This window comes from Burkholderia sp. 9779_493, from assembly GCF_015712215.1.
GTDB classification, from domain to species: Bacteria; Pseudomonadota; Gammaproteobacteria; order Burkholderiales; family Burkholderiaceae; genus Burkholderia; species Burkholderia cenocepacia.
This window is the reverse complement of sequence record NZ_JACCQA010000070.1, coordinates 1-15,741: the sequence shown is the minus strand read 5'-3', so window position 1 is coordinate 15,741 and position 15,741 is coordinate 1. Positions and strand designations below refer to the sequence as shown.

General features: G+C 68.8%; 15 protein-coding genes. 13 read left to right on the top strand and 2 right to left on the bottom strand.

What is annotated here, in order from left to right:
• The 5 genes from H0X95_RS34985 to H0X95_RS34965 all read left to right on the top strand — a co-directional run.
• Window positions 1-347, top strand: a 347-nt coding sequence (locus H0X95_RS34985) for an AMP-binding enzyme (protein WP_408625797.1), incomplete at its 5' end; no start/stop codon positions are given.
• A 215-nt stretch (window positions 348-562) separates the two neighbouring features.
• Window positions 563-1,633, top strand: coding sequence for a porin (locus H0X95_RS34980; RefSeq protein WP_006486121.1), 1,071 nt, complete (start codon window positions 563-565; stop codon window positions 1,631-1,633).
• Window positions 1,634-1,883: 250 nt separating this feature from the next.
• The gene (locus tag H0X95_RS34975; protein WP_006486127.1) at window positions 1,884-3,290 is read left to right on the top strand and encodes a methyl-accepting chemotaxis protein; all 1,407 of its coding nucleotides are present in this window, start codon (window positions 1,884-1,886) and stop codon (window positions 3,288-3,290) included.
• 370 nt (window positions 3,291-3,660) lie between these two features.
• Window positions 3,661-3,945, top strand: coding sequence for a hypothetical protein (locus H0X95_RS34970; RefSeq protein ID WP_154641142.1), 285 nt, complete (start codon window positions 3,661-3,663; stop codon window positions 3,943-3,945).
• Between the two features lie 239 nt (window positions 3,946-4,184).
• Window positions 4,185-5,453, top strand: coding sequence for a lipoprotein-releasing ABC transporter permease subunit (locus H0X95_RS34965; RefSeq protein WP_196446412.1), 1,269 nt, complete (start codon window positions 4,185-4,187; stop codon window positions 5,451-5,453).
• A gap of 26 nt (window positions 5,454-5,479) precedes the next feature.
• Here the strand turns inward: H0X95_RS34965 and H0X95_RS34960 are convergent, their stop codons facing one another.
• On the bottom strand, window positions 5,480-6,292 hold the full coding sequence (locus H0X95_RS34960; RefSeq protein WP_195904286.1) for a hypothetical protein: 813 nt from the start codon (window positions 6,290-6,292) through the stop codon (window positions 5,480-5,482).
• Between the two features lie 550 nt (window positions 6,293-6,842).
• On the opposite strand from H0X95_RS34960, the gene H0X95_RS34955 reads away from it, so the two are divergent.
• Both H0X95_RS34955 and H0X95_RS34950 read left to right on the top strand, forming a co-directional pair.
• Window positions 6,843-8,813, top strand: a complete 1,971-nt coding sequence (locus tag H0X95_RS34955) for a Xaa-Pro dipeptidyl-peptidase (protein WP_006496833.1) — start codon at window positions 6,843-6,845, stop codon at window positions 8,811-8,813.
• Between the two features lie 132 nt (window positions 8,814-8,945).
• Complete coding sequence (locus H0X95_RS34950; protein WP_006486124.1) at window positions 8,946-9,314, top strand: NUDIX domain-containing protein; 369 nt, start codon at window positions 8,946-8,948, stop codon at window positions 9,312-9,314.
• Window positions 9,315-9,335: 21 nt separating this feature from the next.
• Here the strand turns inward: H0X95_RS34950 and H0X95_RS34945 are convergent, their stop codons facing one another.
• Window positions 9,336-10,265 carry a 2-hydroxyacid dehydrogenase gene (locus H0X95_RS34945; RefSeq protein WP_006486136.1) on the bottom strand — a complete coding sequence of 310 codons (930 nt, stop codon included), beginning with the start codon at window positions 10,263-10,265 and terminating at the stop codon, window positions 9,336-9,338.
• A 167-nt stretch (window positions 10,266-10,432) separates the two neighbouring features.
• Here H0X95_RS34945 and osmF point away from each other — a divergent pair, with 167 nt between their 5' ends.
• From osmF to H0X95_RS34915, 6 genes are all read left to right on the top strand, one after another.
• Entirely contained in the window at window positions 10,433-11,356 is a 924-nt protein-coding gene (gene osmF, locus H0X95_RS34940; protein WP_006493662.1) for a glycine betaine ABC transporter substrate-binding protein OsmF, read from the top strand.
• Window positions 11,353-12,531: an ABC transporter permease gene (locus tag H0X95_RS34935; RefSeq protein ID WP_012493541.1), complete on the top strand. Its 1,179-nt coding sequence runs from the start codon at window positions 11,353-11,355 to the stop codon at window positions 12,529-12,531. Before osmF ends, H0X95_RS34935 begins: the two co-directional genes overlap by 4 nt.
• Entirely contained in the window at window positions 12,528-13,481 is a 954-nt protein-coding gene (locus H0X95_RS34930; RefSeq protein WP_059720695.1) for an ABC transporter ATP-binding protein, read from the top strand. Before H0X95_RS34935 ends, H0X95_RS34930 begins: the two co-directional genes overlap by 4 nt.
• Entirely contained in the window at window positions 13,478-14,245 is a 768-nt protein-coding gene (locus H0X95_RS34925; RefSeq protein ID WP_059720694.1) for an ABC transporter permease, read from the top strand. Before H0X95_RS34930 ends, H0X95_RS34925 begins: the two co-directional genes overlap by 4 nt.
• A gap of 32 nt (window positions 14,246-14,277) precedes the next feature.
• On the top strand, window positions 14,278-14,673 hold the full coding sequence (gene arr, locus H0X95_RS34920; RefSeq protein ID WP_006496829.1) for an NAD(+)--rifampin ADP-ribosyltransferase: 396 nt from the start codon (window positions 14,278-14,280) through the stop codon (window positions 14,671-14,673).
• A 274-nt stretch (window positions 14,674-14,947) separates the two neighbouring features.
• On the top strand, window positions 14,948-15,634 hold the full coding sequence (locus H0X95_RS34915; protein WP_006496828.1) for a lytic transglycosylase domain-containing protein: 687 nt from the start codon (window positions 14,948-14,950) through the stop codon (window positions 15,632-15,634).
• Window positions 15,635-15,741 lie beyond the last annotated feature (107 nt).

Genomic DNA, 15,741 nt, shown 5'->3' with positions numbered 1-15,741 from the left:
AGTCGGCGCTGGTGTCGCATGAACTCGTGGCCGAGGCGGCGGTGGTCGGCCGTCCGGACGACACGACGGGCGAGGCGGTCGTGGCGTTCGTGGTGCTGAAGCGTTCGCGCCCGGAAGGCGACGAAGCGGCGGCGCTCGCGAAGACGCTGCGCGACTGGGTCGGCAAGCAGATCGGGCCGATCGCGAAGCCGAAGGACATCCGCTTCGGCGACAACCTGCCGAAGACGCGCTCGGGCAAGATCATGCGACGCCTGCTGCGCTCGCTCGCGAAGGGCGAGGCGATCACGCAGGACACGTCCACGCTCGAGAACCCGGCCATCCTCGAGCAGTTGAACCGTTCGATGTAACGCCGCCCGCCACGGCGGGCGCATCGCTTCACCGCGGCGTCGCAGCACGGCCGCTGGCCCGTTTCCCACGCCGGGCTCGCGGCCGCGTTCGCGCCGGCGAGAAGCATCGCCGTGCGTTCCCCGACGGCACGGCATGCAGGCGGCTCGCAGCGCTTCCGCCAACGAAGGTTTAATCAGTTATACGTATTACAACATTCACAAAACGGAGACAGACGATGAAGAGCAGGACATGGACGATTTGCGCGGCGCTGCTCGGCGCGGCGGCAAGCACGAGCAGTTTCGCGCAGAGCAGCGTCACGCTGTACGGCGACCTCGACGCCGCGTTGCTCTATACGAGCCGCTCGCTGGACTCGGCGACCGGCGGCAACGCCGGACGCCAGTTCGCGCTGACCGACACGGGCATGACGCCGACCAACTTCGGCATCACGGGCACCGAGGATCTCGGCGGCGGGCTGCACGCGCGATTCAAGCTGGAAAGCGGCTTCAACATCACGGACGGCGCGTTCGGCCACTCGAACGGCAACTTCTTCGGCCGCCAGGCATGGGTCGGAATCGACGGCGGCTTCGGCGAAACGAAGGTCGGCCTGCAGTTCTCGCCGTTCGTGCTCGCGATCCTCGGATCGGATCCGCGCAACGTCTCGCACTTCGGCGCCGCGCTGGTTCCGTACGTCGACAACGTGCTCGTCACGGGCCTCTTCAACCCGAACGCGATTTCGTACACGAGCCCGACCATCGCCGGGCTGACGGCCAGCGCGATGTTCGGCTTCGGCGGCAAGGCCGGCGACTTCCAGGCGGGACGCCAGTATTCCGGCAGCCTCACCTATACGAACGGCGGTTTCATGCTCAACGCGGCGCTCTACGACGGCAACGGCGGCACGTCCCCGACGCCGGTGCCGAGCACGGTCGCGTTCGTCGGCCGCACGATCGGTGCCGCCTACACGTTCGGGCCGGTGACCGGCAAGGCGTCGTTCACGAGCTACAAGGTCGCCGGCTCGTTCAGCAACAACGTGTATAGCGCCGGCCTCGACTACCGCGTCACGCCGGCCCTCGACCTGAACACCGGCGCGTGGTACACGACCGACCGCAACGACTCGCACAATCATTCGCTGCTGGCCGCGATCGGCGCCGACTACAGCCTGTCGAAGCGAACCGGCCTGTATGCGCAGGTCGGCGTCGTCAACAACCACGGCGCGATGAATACCGGCCTCGGCATCACGGGCGGCGCGCTGTACGGGCTGCCGGGCACGACGGTCGGCGTCAACGCCGGCATTCACCACGTGTTCTGACGCAGCGCCTGTGGACGGGCGGCCGCCACGCGCCGCCCGTCCCTCGTCACGCCGCCGCGCGGCCGCCACGGCAAACGTGGCGCAAACGTGGTGCAAACGCGCCCCGCCCGGCGCCGGTCCGGCCGTCGGGGGTGCCGATCTCGATGTTTACCCGACCTCAAGTCCGCGGCCGTGCAGCCGTCAAGTCAGGAACGCACGCCCACCATCCGCCGGGAACCCGGTGCGCATGTCCTCAAGGAGACCCACCAACGTGAACTTCTTCGGAATCGGCCGCGGCCGCCGTTCGTCGCGCGCGCTCGTCGGCGACATCGCCGAACAGGCCGGCAGGCTGGGCATCGAGATCTGCGACGTGTCGGGTCACGTCGAGGAAGTCGCGGCCCGCGTCGCCCGGCAGGCGGAGGTGTGCCACACGCTGCGCGAATCGGCCGCCCTCACGCTGCGCGGCAACCACCGGATCGCCGAGGCCGCGCAGCAGGTGCGCGACGTCAGCGCCAATGCGTCGAATGCGGTCCGGCAGTCACAGCAGACGATCGAGGCCTCGCTCGCCGACATTCACGGCCTCGTCGAGGGCGTCACCACGATCAGCGACCAGATGGGCGCGCTGCGTGACGCACTCGATCACGTGCGGGCCGTGTCCGAGGAAATCTCCGTCATCGCGCGCCAGACCCACCTGCTCGCGCTGAACGCCGCGATCGAGGCCGCGCGCGCCGGCGAGTCGGGCCGCAGCTTCGCGGTCGTCGCGGCCGAGGTCAAGAACCTGTCCGCGAAGACCGGGCAGGCGACGGCCCAGATCGAGACGACCCTCGCGCGGCTCGCCGAGCAGACCGAACACCTGCTCGCGGAAGGCACCGATAACGCCGCCCGCGCGCATCGCGTGCGCGAGGGCACGCGCACGATCGGCGAGGTCGTGCACGCGACCGGTCACGCGATCACCGAACTCGCCGGCGAGGCCGAACAGATCGCGTCGCTGACGGACGAGATCGAGACGCAGTGCCATCGTCTCGACGAACAGGTGGGCGAGATGGCGTCCGGCGTCGAGAACTCGGCCGAGAACTTCTCGCAGGCCAAGGACCGGCTCGGCAATCTGCTCTCCGTCTCCGAGACGCTGATCGAGCTCACCGCCGCGACCGGTATCGAATCGCCCGACACGCGCCTGATCGACGCCGCGCGCAGCACGGCCGCCGCGATCGGCAAACTCTTCGAGGAGGCGGTCGGGCGCGGCGACATCGCACTCGACGCGCTCTTCGACGCGCACTACGAACCGATTCCCGGCACCGACCCGCAGCAGTTCATGACGCGCTTCACGGCGTTCACCGATCGCGTGCTGCCGGCCGTCCAGGAGCCGGTGCTCGATCTCGACGAACGCATCGTCTATTGCGCGAGCTTCGACCGGCAGTGCTACCTGCCGACCCACAACCGGAAGTTCTCGCTGCCTCAGCGCTCGGACGCCGCGTGGAACGCGGCGAATTGCCGGAACCGCCGGATCTACACGGACCGCACGGCGCGCATGTCCGTGGCGCATGACAAGCCGTTCCTGTTGCAGACCTATCGGCGCGACATGGGCAACGGCCAGTTCGCGCTGATGAAGGACGTGTCCGCGCCGATCGTCGTCGGCGGACGGCCGTGGGGCGTGCTGAGAATCGGCTACAGCGTCTGAACCGGCGCGAGCGGGCCGCGCCTGCTTACTGCTCCAGCCCCACTCCCGGCGGCCGCTGATCGCTGCGCCCGTGATCGTCGACCACCCGCACCGTATAGCTGCCGGCCGTGCGCGGCTGCCAGAGCAGCGCGTCGCCGGTGCGCTGCGGCCGACATACGCATCGTTGACGAACCCGTACAGCCCATGCGCGCTCGCATCGGCGGTCGCGTTGAACGCGATGCGCGTTTCGTCGGTGGTCTTCACGCGCTTCGCATACGGACTGCCGTGTAGCGGCGACGTGACGCGCGGCGGGTCGCCTTCGACCTGCCCGGCATCGCGGCAATCCGGATGCAGCACGCCCCGGTCGAAGCCGGGCGCATAGACGAACGGCTTGAGCGTGGAGCCCGGCGAGCGCCGCGCGAGCGGGCCGTTCACCTGCCCGTCGATCGAGCGATCGAAGAAGTTCGCGGGGCCGACCCTCGCCTTCACGCCCATGTCGCACGTATCGTTGCGCGCAGCGAGCGTCTGGTCGACCGCATGCGGCGCGTCGAACGGCAACGCGGACAGCGGCTTGAGCGACGCATCGCCCGGATGCGTCGTCAGCCAGCGCGCATACAGCCGGTTACGCGACGCGGCCAGCGCACGGTCGATCGCGTCCTGCCCGCCGCGCACGTAGGTGATCCATGCGTCGCACGCGAGCCCGTACGGATTGAAACCCGGATGCCACCGGAACCTGCGGTCCTCGTGCAGCATCACGGCTTCGACGAGTTGCGGCCCACGCGGGCGCCGTCCACGATACGTCGCCGAACCGGCAGGCGGTCGGGTATCGGCTGGTCGCGGACCGTCGCTACTCGACGGTTGCACGCGGTCGCGCCACGTTCGCTAGAATGCGCGGCTCGGCAGGATCGAATCGAAATGAAAGGAAACCGCTTGAAACTCCCGTTCGAATGGCAGATCGGGCTGCGCTACGCGCGGGGCGGCCGGCGCTCGGCCGGCGACGGCTTCGTGTCGTTCATCGCCGGCGCCGCGATGGCCGGCATCGCGCTCGGCGTGGCCGCGCTGATCGTCGTGCTGTCGGTGATGAACGGCTTTCGCACCGAGGTGCGCGACCGGATGCTGTCGGTGCTCGCGCACGTGGAAATCTTCTCGCCGTCCGGCGCGATGCCCGACTGGCGACTGACCGCGCACGAATCGTTACAGAATGCGGCGGTGCGTGCCGTCGCACCCTACGTCGACGCGCAGGCGCTGCTGACGAACGCCGGCAACGTGACGGGCGTCGCGCTGCGCGGCATCGATCCCGTGCTCGAGCCGCGCGTGTCCGAGATCGCGCGCAAGCTGAAGACCGGGCGCCTCGACGCGCTCGCGCCGGGCGAGATGGGTATCGTCCTCGGCGCCGCGCTCGCCGATGCACTGCACGTGAAGATCGGCGACCGCATCACGTTCTTCGCGCCCGGCAACCGTGCGCGCCTGGGCGACGCGCTGCCGCGGTTCCACCAGTTCAACGTGGTCGGCACGTTCGAGTCGGGCCACTACCAGTACGACAGCGCGCTCGCGTACATCCACATCCGCGATGCGCAGCAACTGTTCAACGTGCCCGCGCCGACCGGCATCCGGCTGCGCATCGACGATCTGCAGCGTGCGCCGGAGATCGCGCTGGCGCTGTCGCGTACGCTGTCGGGCGACCTGTATATCCGCGACTGGACGCGGCAGAACCGCACGTGGTTCGAGGCCGAGCGGCTGCAGAAACGCATGCTGTCGCTGATCCTGATGCTGATCGTCGCGGTCGCCGCGTTCAACCTCGTGTCGTCGCTCGTGATGACGGTCACGCAGAAGCAGGGCGACATCGCGATCCTGCGCACGCTCGGCGCGCCGCCCCGCTCGATCATGAAGATCTTCGCGATCCAGGGAATGACGATCGGCCTCGCCGGCACGCTGGCAGGCGTCGCGCTCGGCTGCGCGATCGCGGTGAGCATCCCGGTGGTGCTGCCGGCGATCGAGCAACTGCTCGGCATCCGCTTCCTGACGCCGTCCGTGTATTTCCTCAGCGCGCTGCCGTCGAAGCTGTCGGCGCTCGACGTGACCGAGATCGCGTCGGCCGCGTTCCTGATGTCGTGCGTCGCGACGCTGTACCCGAGCTGGCGCGCCGCACGGGTGCGGCCGGCCGAAGCGTTGCGCGACGAGTAGACGCAGCCGGCTCGATTGGCGCGGCGTTACGCGATCTCGTGGAAACCGACGCTGTTGCCGCCGTCCGGCGTGTAGCCGGCGAGCACGTCGAAGCCGACGTTGACGAGTTCCACGCGCATGCCGTAGGACTTGTTGCCGGACGCGTCGACGAAAATCGCCGTGCCCGACGATAGCTGGCGTGCGGCGTCCAGCAACGCGAGCGTGCCGCGCGCGCTGCCGGCCGACGGCGCGATCGTCAGCGTCGTGCCGTCCTGCGTGGTGAAGTGCCCGCCGGGCGGCACGGGCGGCGGGTTGTCCACGACCGACCGGTCGAGCAGGCTCATGAAGTGAAAGCGCGTGTCGGCGCCCTGGCTCGCCGCCGCGCGATCGCTGTCCGTGAACGTGTCGCCTCGCACGGCCGCACCCTGAGCGGCGATATCGACGGCCTGCTCGTGAAACGCGCGCGTCGCGAGCACGAGGCCGGCGTTCGAATTCAGCGTCGACTCGATCCATGCGCGATCGCTGTCGGTCAACGTCTTCGACACGACCTTGATCCGGCCGGCGTCGGTGATGAAATCGAATGGCGCATCGGCCAGGTCCGGCCGCTTCGCGACGATGTCCCGCAGGCTCGTCGCGAGCGCGTCGGTCACGCCGCGCAGCTTCATCGACAGGTCGCCCACCATCGACAACTGTTTCGTCAGCGCCGCCTGCTGCGCTTCCGGGTCGATTGCCCGGATGCCGATCGGCGCGTCTTGCGGTGCGCCGGACGCGGTCGCGTCCGTCGTCTGACGCCCGTCGAGCGCCGCCTGTGCCATTTGCGCGAGCGTAAGGCCGCCCGCCGCCGTGACCGGAATCGTCATTGCCCTCTCTCTCGTTTTCAGCGCGTTTTTCATTGTTTACGGACGGATGGCCGGGAAGTTGAGCGTGCATGCAACACACACGTCGAAACTTTGTTTGACCCGAACTAAAAAAGTTTGACACGGGCATTTCGCTGAGATAACTTTTGCGCAAGCTTCCGGAAAGCAATCCGGCCAGCGTGCCGACTCGCGTCGCGCTTTCCTGCCGTTGCAGCACCGCCGTTCGCAACATTCCCGCCTCATTGAATCGTGCCGTTCCGTTTCATTCGAAACCTGAAGGAATCCCGGGCATGCCCGCATTTGATTCGCAGTCCTGCATTCGCAGCGAACCGCCGCACTGACGATTTCCGTTCGGGGCGATGCACTCGCCTCGACGCCGGCCGGATGCGCGCCGCCTGACGCGCGCCGGCACCGGGCGAGACGCTCATCCATCTCGCCCGCCGTTTTTTGATGGTGCAGTTCCGCTTCATCCGACGCAGCACCCGGCCAGGCCGCAGGGGGCGTATCGCGAGCCAGCCGGTTCCAGACAAACACAAGAGACGAGGTCGATTCAATGAACATTCATCGAACCGGAGTGCGGCGCGCATGGCTGCCCGCGCTCGTGGCGGCCGCGACGCTCGCCGCGTGCGGCGGCGACGACGGCGGCAGCGTGGCGGGCGTGTCAGCGCTCGCGCAGGGCCAACAGGAGGGGGCCTCCGCCGCGGCCGACACGGCCAATACGCCATCGCTCGCGTCGCGCTTTTCGCCGTCCGGCGTGCCGTACGCGAATCCGGCGAGCGGCGGACGCTACAAGCCGGTGATCAGCAACGGCCAGGTGCAGCCGTCGCTGTCGGGCGGCACGATCGAGGAAAACGCGTGGGTCGACACGCCGGTCGATTCCGACGGCGACGGCACGCGCGACCGCATCCACGTACGCATCGTGCGGCCGTCCGAAACCGCGAACGGCGCGCGCACGCCCGTCATCGTGCTCGCGAGCCCGTATTACGCCGGGCTCGCCGACAGCCCCAATCACGACGTCGACGTCGAACTCGACGGCACGCCGCATCCGGCCGCGACCGCCGGTGCCGCGGCATCGGCGTCCGCCCGCATCCTGGCCGCGGCGCCGCAATCGCGGATGCTGCAGCAGGTCGAGGCGGCTGCCGCCGGCCGCTCGTGGATCGAAAGCTATTTCGTGCCGCGCGGCTTCACGATCGTCTATGCGGATTCGCTCGGCACCGCCGGCTCGGACGGCTGCCCGACGATCCTGACGCGCGACGAATCGGTCGCGATGGCGTCGGTGATCCGCTGGCTCGGCCGCGATGCGACCGCGAAGGACGCGAACGGCAAGACGGTCGTCGCGAACTGGTCGACCGGCCACGTCGGCATGTACGGCGTGTCGTACGACGGCACGCTGCCGAAGATGGTCGCCAGCCTGCGCACGCGCGGGCTCGACGCGATCGTGCCGATCGCCGGGCTGTCGAACATGTACGGCTACTACCGCTCGGGCGGCCTCGTGCGCGCGCCGGAAGGCTATCAGGGCGAGGACGTCGACGTCTACATCAAGGCGCTGCTGACCAACGCGCATCCGGAGCGCTGCACGCACCTGATCGACGAAGCACTGCAGCAGGAAGACCGCAAGACCGGCGACTATTCGCCGTTCTGGGCCGCACGCGACATCCCGACCGGGTTCGCGGTCGCGCCGGCGCTCGTCGCGCAGGGCCTCACCGACGACAACGTGCGCGTCGACCAGTCGACGTCGTGGTATCTGGCGATGCGACGCCAGGGCGTGCCGACCCAGCTGTGGCTGCATCGCCTGAAGCACACCGATCCGACCCGCGTGCCGGGCATGGCCGACGCGTGGACCGCGGAGGTGAACCGCTGGTTCACGCGCTACCTGATCGGCTATGACAACGGCGTCGAGCAGGATCCGCGCGCGGTGATCGCGCAGGCGGACGGCACGCTGCTGAAGGAAGCCGACTGGGCCGCGCGGCGCGCCACGCCGGTCACGTACTTCGCGGGCGGCGACGGCGCCGGTACCGGCACGCTGCTGCGGCTGCCGAGCGGCGGCCCGCTCGCGCGCTTCACCGACGATGCGCGCATTCCCGCGCTCACGCTGGCGAACACGCCGACCGGCGAAAACCGCAGCCGCTTCGAGACGGCCCCGCTGACAGCCGCCACGCGCATCTCCGGCACCGCGACCGCGCACGTCAGGCTGACCTTCACGGGCGTCGCGAACGTGACGGCGCTGCTGGTCGACCGCGCGCCGGACGGCACGGCGACGATCGTCACGCGCGCATGGACCGACCCGCGCAACCGGCTGTCCGAGTGGGTGTCGCAACCGGTGCTGCCCGGCATGCCGTACGACCTGAAGCTGACCTTCATGCCGCGCGACTACCGGCTGGAAGCCGGCCACCGGCTGGGGCTCGTCGTCCTCTCCAGCGACTACGAGGCGACGCTGCGACCGACGCCCGGCACGGGCCTGACGCTCGATCCGGCCGGCACGTCGGTGACGGTGCCGCTCGCGTCATCATCGACGGGCGCGTAGCCGTGCGCCGGCTGGCAGCCTGACGCTGCCGTCTCCCCCGCCCGCATCCGCGTCGATGCGGGCGGGGGCATCGCTGCAAGAAGGGAACACCTGCGCTAGGCTGCGGCAATCGAATGCCTACGGTGAGCCCCCATGATTCCTCTCAGCGCCAAAGCCATCGTCCGCAATGGCCGTTCCGTCCTGTTCCTGCGCAATCCCCGCGACGAGTGGGAGCTGCCGGGCGGCTGGCCCGAAGCGGGCGAATCGCTCGAAGACGCGGTCACCCGCGAAGTGGAGGAAGAATGCGGAATCGTCGCGTCGGCGATCCGCTACGTGGGCAGCCGCTCGTGCGAGGTCGTACCGGGCAAGCGCGTACTGATCGTGTGCTTCCAGTGCGAGGTCGATCGCCATGACATCGTGCTGAGCGACGAGCACCACCAGTTCGGCTGGATCGATCTCGATGCCGACAAGCCGGCGAACCTGCCGGATTTCTACTGGACATTCTGCAAGCAGGCGGACTGATTCGACGCCGCCACGCGGCGCTCACACCGGCGTCAACACCGGCTGCCCCGCGAAATGCCGCGCCGCGTTGTCGAGAAACTGCCGCACCGAACGATCGAGCGCCTCGGGCGACCAGCCGCCCATGTGCGGCGTGAGCACGACGCTGTCGAGATCCGTCAGCGCACGCGGCGGCTCCGGTTCGCCCTCGTACACGTCGAGCCCCGCGCCCGCGATGCGCCGTTCGCGCAGCGCGTCCGCCAAAGCAGCGGTATCGACAACACTGCCGCGCGACACGTTGACGAGAAAGCCGCCGGGGCCGAGCGCGTCGAGCACGGTGCGATCGATCAGATGCCGCGTGCCCGCGCCGCCCGGCGTCGCGACGATCAGGAAATCGGCCCACTGCGCGAGCGCGTCGACCCGGTCGAAATAGCGATACGGCACGGGCTTCTCCGACCGGTTGTGATAACCGATCTCGATGTCGAAGCCGGCCGCGCGGCGCGCGCATTTCTCGCCGATCTTGCCGAGCCCGACGATGCCGAGCTTCTTGCCCGACACGTTCGGCGGCATCGACAGCCCGTCGCGCCATACGCCCGCGCGGGTCTTCGCATCGAGCTGCACGACGTTGCGCACCGCCGCGAGCAGCAGCGCGAACGCGTGATCGGCGACGCAATCGTCGTTGGTGCCGGCGCCCGTGACCACGACAATGCCGCGCGCCTTCGCATGCGCGACGTCGATGTGCTCGTAGCCCGCGCCGAGCGCGCTGACGAACGTGAGCCGCGGCAGCCGGTCGATCTCGGCGGCGGTCAGCCCGGTGCTGCCGTTGGTCAGCACCGCACGAATCGTGCTGCCGTGTTCGGCGATCGCGCGTTCGCGCGCATCGGGCGTCGGGGCATAACGCACGTCGAACGACGCGGCGATCTCGCGATGCGCGTCGCCGCGCAGCGCGATGAGGACCAGCAGCTCGGGCTTCATGTCAGCAAATGTCCGCAGGCGGGGAACGAATTTCAGTGTAACAAGCCCGCATGACGGATGCGGGTTATCCCCACACCGGCTGTGGACACGCCGCCGCACGCGGTTTGCCAAAGCCGGCTCAGTCAAGTAACTTTCGGCGTACGCCCCCGTCCTGGAGATTGGCCCCGATGAAGCTCGCCCTGCCCGCCCGGATCCTGGGCCTCGCGTTCGCCGCCGCCATCGTGGCGCCCGGCGCGCACGCCGACACGCCCGTCGTGGTGTCGTCGAAAATCGACACCGAAGGCAACCTGCTCGGCAACCTCATTTCGCAGGTGCTGAAGGCCCACGGCATTCCCGTCACCGAAAAGATCGCGCTCGGCACGACGCCGATCGTGCGCAAGGCGCTCACGAGCGGCGAGATCGACGTCTACCCCGAATACACGGGCAACGCCGCGTTCTTCTTCAACAAGGCCGACGACCCGGTGTGGAAGAACGCGAGCCAGGGCTACGACACCGCGAAAAAACTCGACTACGCGGCGAACCATCTCGTGTGGCTCGCCCCGGCGCCCGCGAACAACACGTGGGGCGTCGCGCTGCTTGCGCCCGTCGCTCAGTCGCAGCACCTGAAGACCTTCTCCGACTTCGGCAAGTGGGTGGCCGGCGGCGGCAAGGTGAAGCTCGCGGCCTCGGCCGAATTCGTGAACAGCGCGTCGGCGCTGCCGTCGTTCGAGAAAGCGTACGGCTTCAAGCTGAAGCCCGAGCAGCTCGTCGTGCTGTCCGGCGGCGACACGGCCGCGACGATCAAGGCCGCCGCGAACCAGACCGACGGCGTGAACGCCGCGATGGTCTACGGCACCGACGGCGGCATCGCATCGAGCGGCCTCGCGGTGCTCGACGACGACAAGCACGTGCAGCCCGTCTACGCGCCGGCGCCGGTGATCCGCGAAGCCGCGCTGAAAGCGCATCCGCAGATTGCCGACTTGCTCAAGCCCGTGTTCGCGAGCCTCGACCTGAAGACGCTGCAATCGCTGAACGCCCGCATCCAGCTCAACGGCGAGCCGGCGGCCGGCGTCGCGAAAAGCTACCTGAAAGCGAAGGGTTTCGTGAAATGACGGAGCGCGCGGCCGCGTCCGCGCGGCGCGTCACGCTCGACAAGGTCGGCATCCTGATCGGCATCCTGACGATCGTCGCCGTGTTCGGCCTGTCGTTCGCGGTGCTGCGGCCGAACCGGATCGCGGCCGGTACCGGGCTGTCGGTGTTCGCCGCGCTGCCGGCGATGCAGGGCGCCGCGCTCGCCGCGCTGTGGACCGTCGGCGCGCTGTGGGCGATGACGGCGAGCCGCCCCGCGTGGCGGCTCGCGGCCGGCTGCGCGGGGCTCGCGACGCTCGCGTATGCGGTCGGCGCGGCCGCGACGCACGTCGTCGCGCCCGACGACATGCTGGCCCGCGTGTCGCCCGACGCCGGCGTCTGGTTGCTGCTGTTCGCGTGGGCCGTGCTCATCGCCGACGCGCTCGCGCGCCTCGCGTTCGGCCCGTGGCGGCGTCTCGCCGCGCTCGCCGTCGCGATCGCGGCGGTTGCCGTGCCGCTCGCGAGCGGCTGGTGGGACGGCCTCTCCGTGATGCGCGAATACGCGGTGCGCAGCGACGATTTCTGGCGCGAAGCGATTCGTCACGTGTCGCTCGCGGGCGGCTCGGTCGCCGCCGCGCTCGTGGCCGGCGTGCCGCTCGGCATCGCCTGTGCGCGCATCGCGGCGGTGCGCACCGTCGCGATGCCGGTGCTCAATATCGTGCAGACGATCCCCAGCATCGCGATGTACGGGCTGATGATGGCGCCGCTCGGCCTGCTCGCCGCGCACGTACCGCTCGCGGCCGCGCTCGGCATTCGCGGGATCGGCGTCGCGCCGGCCGTGCTCGCGTTGTTCCTCTACTCGCTGCTGCCGATCGCGTCGAGCGTCGTGGTCGGGCTCGAACAGGTGCCGCCGCACGTGACCGAAGCGGCCCGCGCGATGGGCATGACGCGCGTGCAGCGGCTGCTGCGCGTCGACCTCGTGCTCGCGCTGCCGGTGATCCTGAGCGGCGTGCGCATCGTGCTCGTGCAGAACATCGGGCTGACCGCGGTTGCCGCGCTGATCGGCGGCGGCGGATTCGGCACCTTCATCTTCCAGGGGATCGGTCAATCGGCCGCCGATCTCGTGCTGCTCGGCGCGATCCCGACGATCGCGCTCGCACTGGCGGCCGCCGTCGTGTTCGAAGCCGCGACGTCGCTCGCGAAGGGACGTGCAGGATGATCGAGATCGAACGAGTCGGCAAACGCTTCGGCGACGTGGTCGCCGTCGACGACGTATCGCTGACGATGCAGCGCGGCACGATCACGGCGCTCGTCGGCGCATCGGGCAGCGGCAAGTCGACGCTGCTGCGCATGATCAACCGGCTGATCGCGCCGACCAGCGGCACGATCCGCATCGACGGCGTCGATACGGCGACGGTCGCACCCGAGCAACTTCGCCGCGGCATCGGCTATGCGATCCAGGGGCACGGGCTGTTTCCGCACTGGAGCGTCGCGCGCAACATCGCGACCGTGCCGCGCCTGCTCGGCTGGCCGGCCGAGCGCATCGCCGCGCGCGTGAACGAACTGCTCGACCTGTTCCACCTCGCGCCGGCCGAATTCGCCGGCAAGCTGCCGCACGAACTGTCGGGCGGCCAGCAGCAGCGCGTCGGGGTGGCGCGCGCCCTCGCCGCCGAGCCCGCGATGCTGCTGATGGACGAACCGTTCGGCGCGCTGGATCCGATCATCCGCAACAAGGCGCAGGACGACCTGTTCGCGCTGCAGCGCCGCCTCGGCATCACCGTGGTGATCGTCACGCACGATATCGAGGAAGCGCTGAAGCTCGGCGACACGATCGCGGTGATGGATGGCGGCCGGCTGCTGCAGGTCGCGTCGCCCGCCGAGATTCTCGGCCGGCCGGCAGCGGGGGTGGTCGAACAACTGGTCGCGGGCGTCGACCGGCCGCTGCGCCTGCTCGCGCTCACGCCGATCGACGCCGTGGCCGAAGCCGGCCACGCCGACGGCGAACCGATCGCCGCGACGCGCACACTGCGCGATGCGGTGTCCGAATTGTTGTGGCGCGGTGTCGACGCGCTGCCCGTCGACGATACGGCCACCGGCGACCGTCACGCACACGGCCCCCGTCGCATCACGCTCGACGCGATCCGCTCGCACGCGAGGCAGCCCGCATGACGACGCGCAGCAGCGTGGGGCCCAAGCGGCCGTCGCTTCCCGCGTACGTCGCCCGCGCGGCCGCGCTCGCGCTGCTGCTCGTGCTGTTGTTGCGCCCGGCCTGGCTGCAGGATCTGTTCGCGCCGTTCGCGGACAACGGCGCGCCGGTGATCTACGATCGCGCGAGCCTGCTCGATCTCACGCTCGCGCATCTCGGCACGGTCGCGCTGTCGAGCCTGATCGGCACGATCGTCGCGGTCTCGGCGGGCATCGCGGTCACGCGTCCGTTCGGCGCCGATTTCCTGCCGGTCGCGCGCAGCGTCGTCGATATCGGCCAGACCTTCCCGCCGGTCGCCGTGCTCGCGCTCGCGGTGCCGGCAGTCGGCTTCGGATTGAAACCCGTGCTGATCGCGCTCGTGTTGTACGGACTCCTGCCGGTTTTCGAAAGCACGATCGCGGGGCTCGAGGACGTGCCGCGCGACGTCGTCGACGCCGCACGCGGGATGGGGATGAGCGGGTGGCAGCAACTGGTGTCCGTCGAGCTGCCGCTCGCGTTCCCGGTGATCGTCAACGGCATCCGCCTCGCGGTCGTGATCAATCTCGGCACCGCGACGATCGGCTCGACGGTCGCCGCGCGCGGGCTCGGCGACGTGATCATCGCGGGCCTGCAGACATCGAACACCGCGTTCGTGCTGCAAGGCGGCGTGATCGTCGGCTTGCTTGCGGTGCTCGTCAGCGATGCGATCGGCGCGATTGCGCGGGTAGCGAGCGCGCGGCGCGCCTAGCAGCCGTTGCGCAATTTTCCGAAGGAGCAACCATGTCCGTCCTCGACACCGGCCCGTTTTTTCATGGCACGAAAGCGGATTTGCGGATCGGCGACTTGCTGACGGCAGGCTTCCGATCGAATTATCGGGACGACGTCGTGATGAATCACATTTATTTCACGGCCCTGCCCAAAGGCGCCGGCCTGGCCGCGGAAATGGCCAAGGGCGACGGCCGGCCGCGGGTCTATATCGTCGAGCCCACCGGCGAATTCGAAAACGACCCGAACGTCACGGACAAGAAATTCCCCGGCAATCCGACGCGCTCGTATCGAAGCACGTCGCCTTTGAAGATCGTCGGCGAACTCGATCGCTGGGAACCGTACGATCCCGAGTTCATCCAGCAGCTCAGAGCCCGCATCGAAACCGGTATGGGCGAGATCATCAACTAGCGTTTCGTTCGCGCCGATTCGCAAATCGGGCCCGAACTGCCGCCGGCATGGGACACGGAAGCCGACGACATTGCCGCGATACCGCGGGGCGAATCGCAGGAAAGGACGGAAGCGCCCGGTTCATCCGGACTCCGATGCGTGTCCGTGCAACGATCGGCACGTCGATCATCGCGAACGTGACAAGCCTACACGTCGCTTTCACTCGAACCGGCCCTCGACCACCGGCCGCGATTGGTCGATATACTATGCGCCTCCCATTTCCCCGCACTCGACCATGCGACGACGGTTCTTCTGGCTGATCGTGCTTTCGCTCGGCATTGCGCAGCACGCCGCGGCGCAGCAGGCGCCCGCCTTGCCTGCCTCTGCGCCCGAAGCAGCCGCATCCGCGCCAGGCGACGCATCCGCACCGCTCGCCAACGATCAGCCTAACGAAGCAAACCGCCGCATCACGTCCTACCTGACGAAGAAATTCGGCGTCGCGAAGGAACGCGCCGCGAAGCTCGCCGATATCGTGAGCGTCACTGCGACGAAATATTCGCTGCCGCCGGCACTCGTTTACGCGATTATTTCGATCGAATCGCGCTTCCAGGAAAAGGCACGCGGCCAGCATGGCGCGACCGGGTTGATGCAAGTCGTACCGTCCGCGCACCGCGGCATGCTGCGCAACGTGAAGGATCTCACCGAGCCGAATGCGAACGTCGAGGTCGGCTCGCGCATTCTGTCGGGCTACGTGAAGGCGGCCGGCGGCAACGTGCAGGCCGGGTTGAAGAGCTACAGCGGCGGATCGAGTGCGTATGCGGCGAAAGTGATGCAGCGCGTCGATGCGTTCCGGTTCGTGCTCGAACCCGAGGACGATGCGAAAAGCGCGAATACCGGGAACGATGCGAACAACGCGAAGGCGCACATGGTGCCGGTCAGCGATCCGTCAGCGGCGCCCGCCGCGAACCGCAACGCGAAGTAAGTGCATGCAGGAACGTAAACGAGTGCGGCGGCGCATTCGCGCCGCCGCCCCATGGAATCGCCGGATCACCTCCCTCGTGCCTTGATCCGGCCCCCTCTGATCAAAGC

Excerpts from the sequence above, each read along its gene's own strand:
- H0X95_RS34945 (WP_006486136.1), bottom strand. The coding sequence starts at position 10,265 with ATGAAGCCCGAGCTGCTGGTCCTCATCGCGCTGCGCGGCGACGCGCAT.
- H0X95_RS34960 (WP_195904286.1), bottom strand. The coding sequence starts at position 6,292 with ATGACGATTCCGGTCACGGCGGCGGGCGGCCTTACGCTCGCGCAAATG.
- H0X95_RS34935 (WP_012493541.1), top strand. The coding sequence starts at position 11,353 with ATGACGGAGCGCGCGGCCGCGTCCGCGCGGCGCGTCACGCTCGACAAG.
- H0X95_RS34965 (WP_196446412.1), top strand. The coding sequence starts at position 4,185 with ATGAAAGGAAACCGCTTGAAACTCCCGTTCGAATGGCAGATCGGGCTG.
- H0X95_RS34930 (WP_059720695.1), top strand. The coding sequence starts at position 12,528 with ATGATCGAGATCGAACGAGTCGGCAAACGCTTCGGCGACGTGGTCGCC.
- H0X95_RS34925 (WP_059720694.1), top strand. The coding sequence starts at position 13,478 with ATGACGACGCGCAGCAGCGTGGGGCCCAAGCGGCCGTCGCTTCCCGCG.
- H0X95_RS34955 (WP_006496833.1), top strand. The coding sequence starts at position 6,843 with ATGAACATTCATCGAACCGGAGTGCGGCGCGCATGGCTGCCCGCGCTC.
- H0X95_RS34915 (WP_006496828.1), top strand. The coding sequence starts at position 14,948 with ATGCGACGACGGTTCTTCTGGCTGATCGTGCTTTCGCTCGGCATTGCG.
- H0X95_RS34980 (WP_006486121.1), top strand. The coding sequence starts at position 563 with ATGAAGAGCAGGACATGGACGATTTGCGCGGCGCTGCTCGGCGCGGCG.
- osmF (WP_006493662.1), top strand. The coding sequence starts at position 10,433 with ATGAAGCTCGCCCTGCCCGCCCGGATCCTGGGCCTCGCGTTCGCCGCC.
- H0X95_RS34950 (WP_006486124.1), top strand. The coding sequence starts at position 8,946 with ATGATTCCTCTCAGCGCCAAAGCCATCGTCCGCAATGGCCGTTCCGTC.
- arr (WP_006496829.1), top strand. The coding sequence starts at position 14,278 with ATGTCCGTCCTCGACACCGGCCCGTTTTTTCATGGCACGAAAGCGGAT.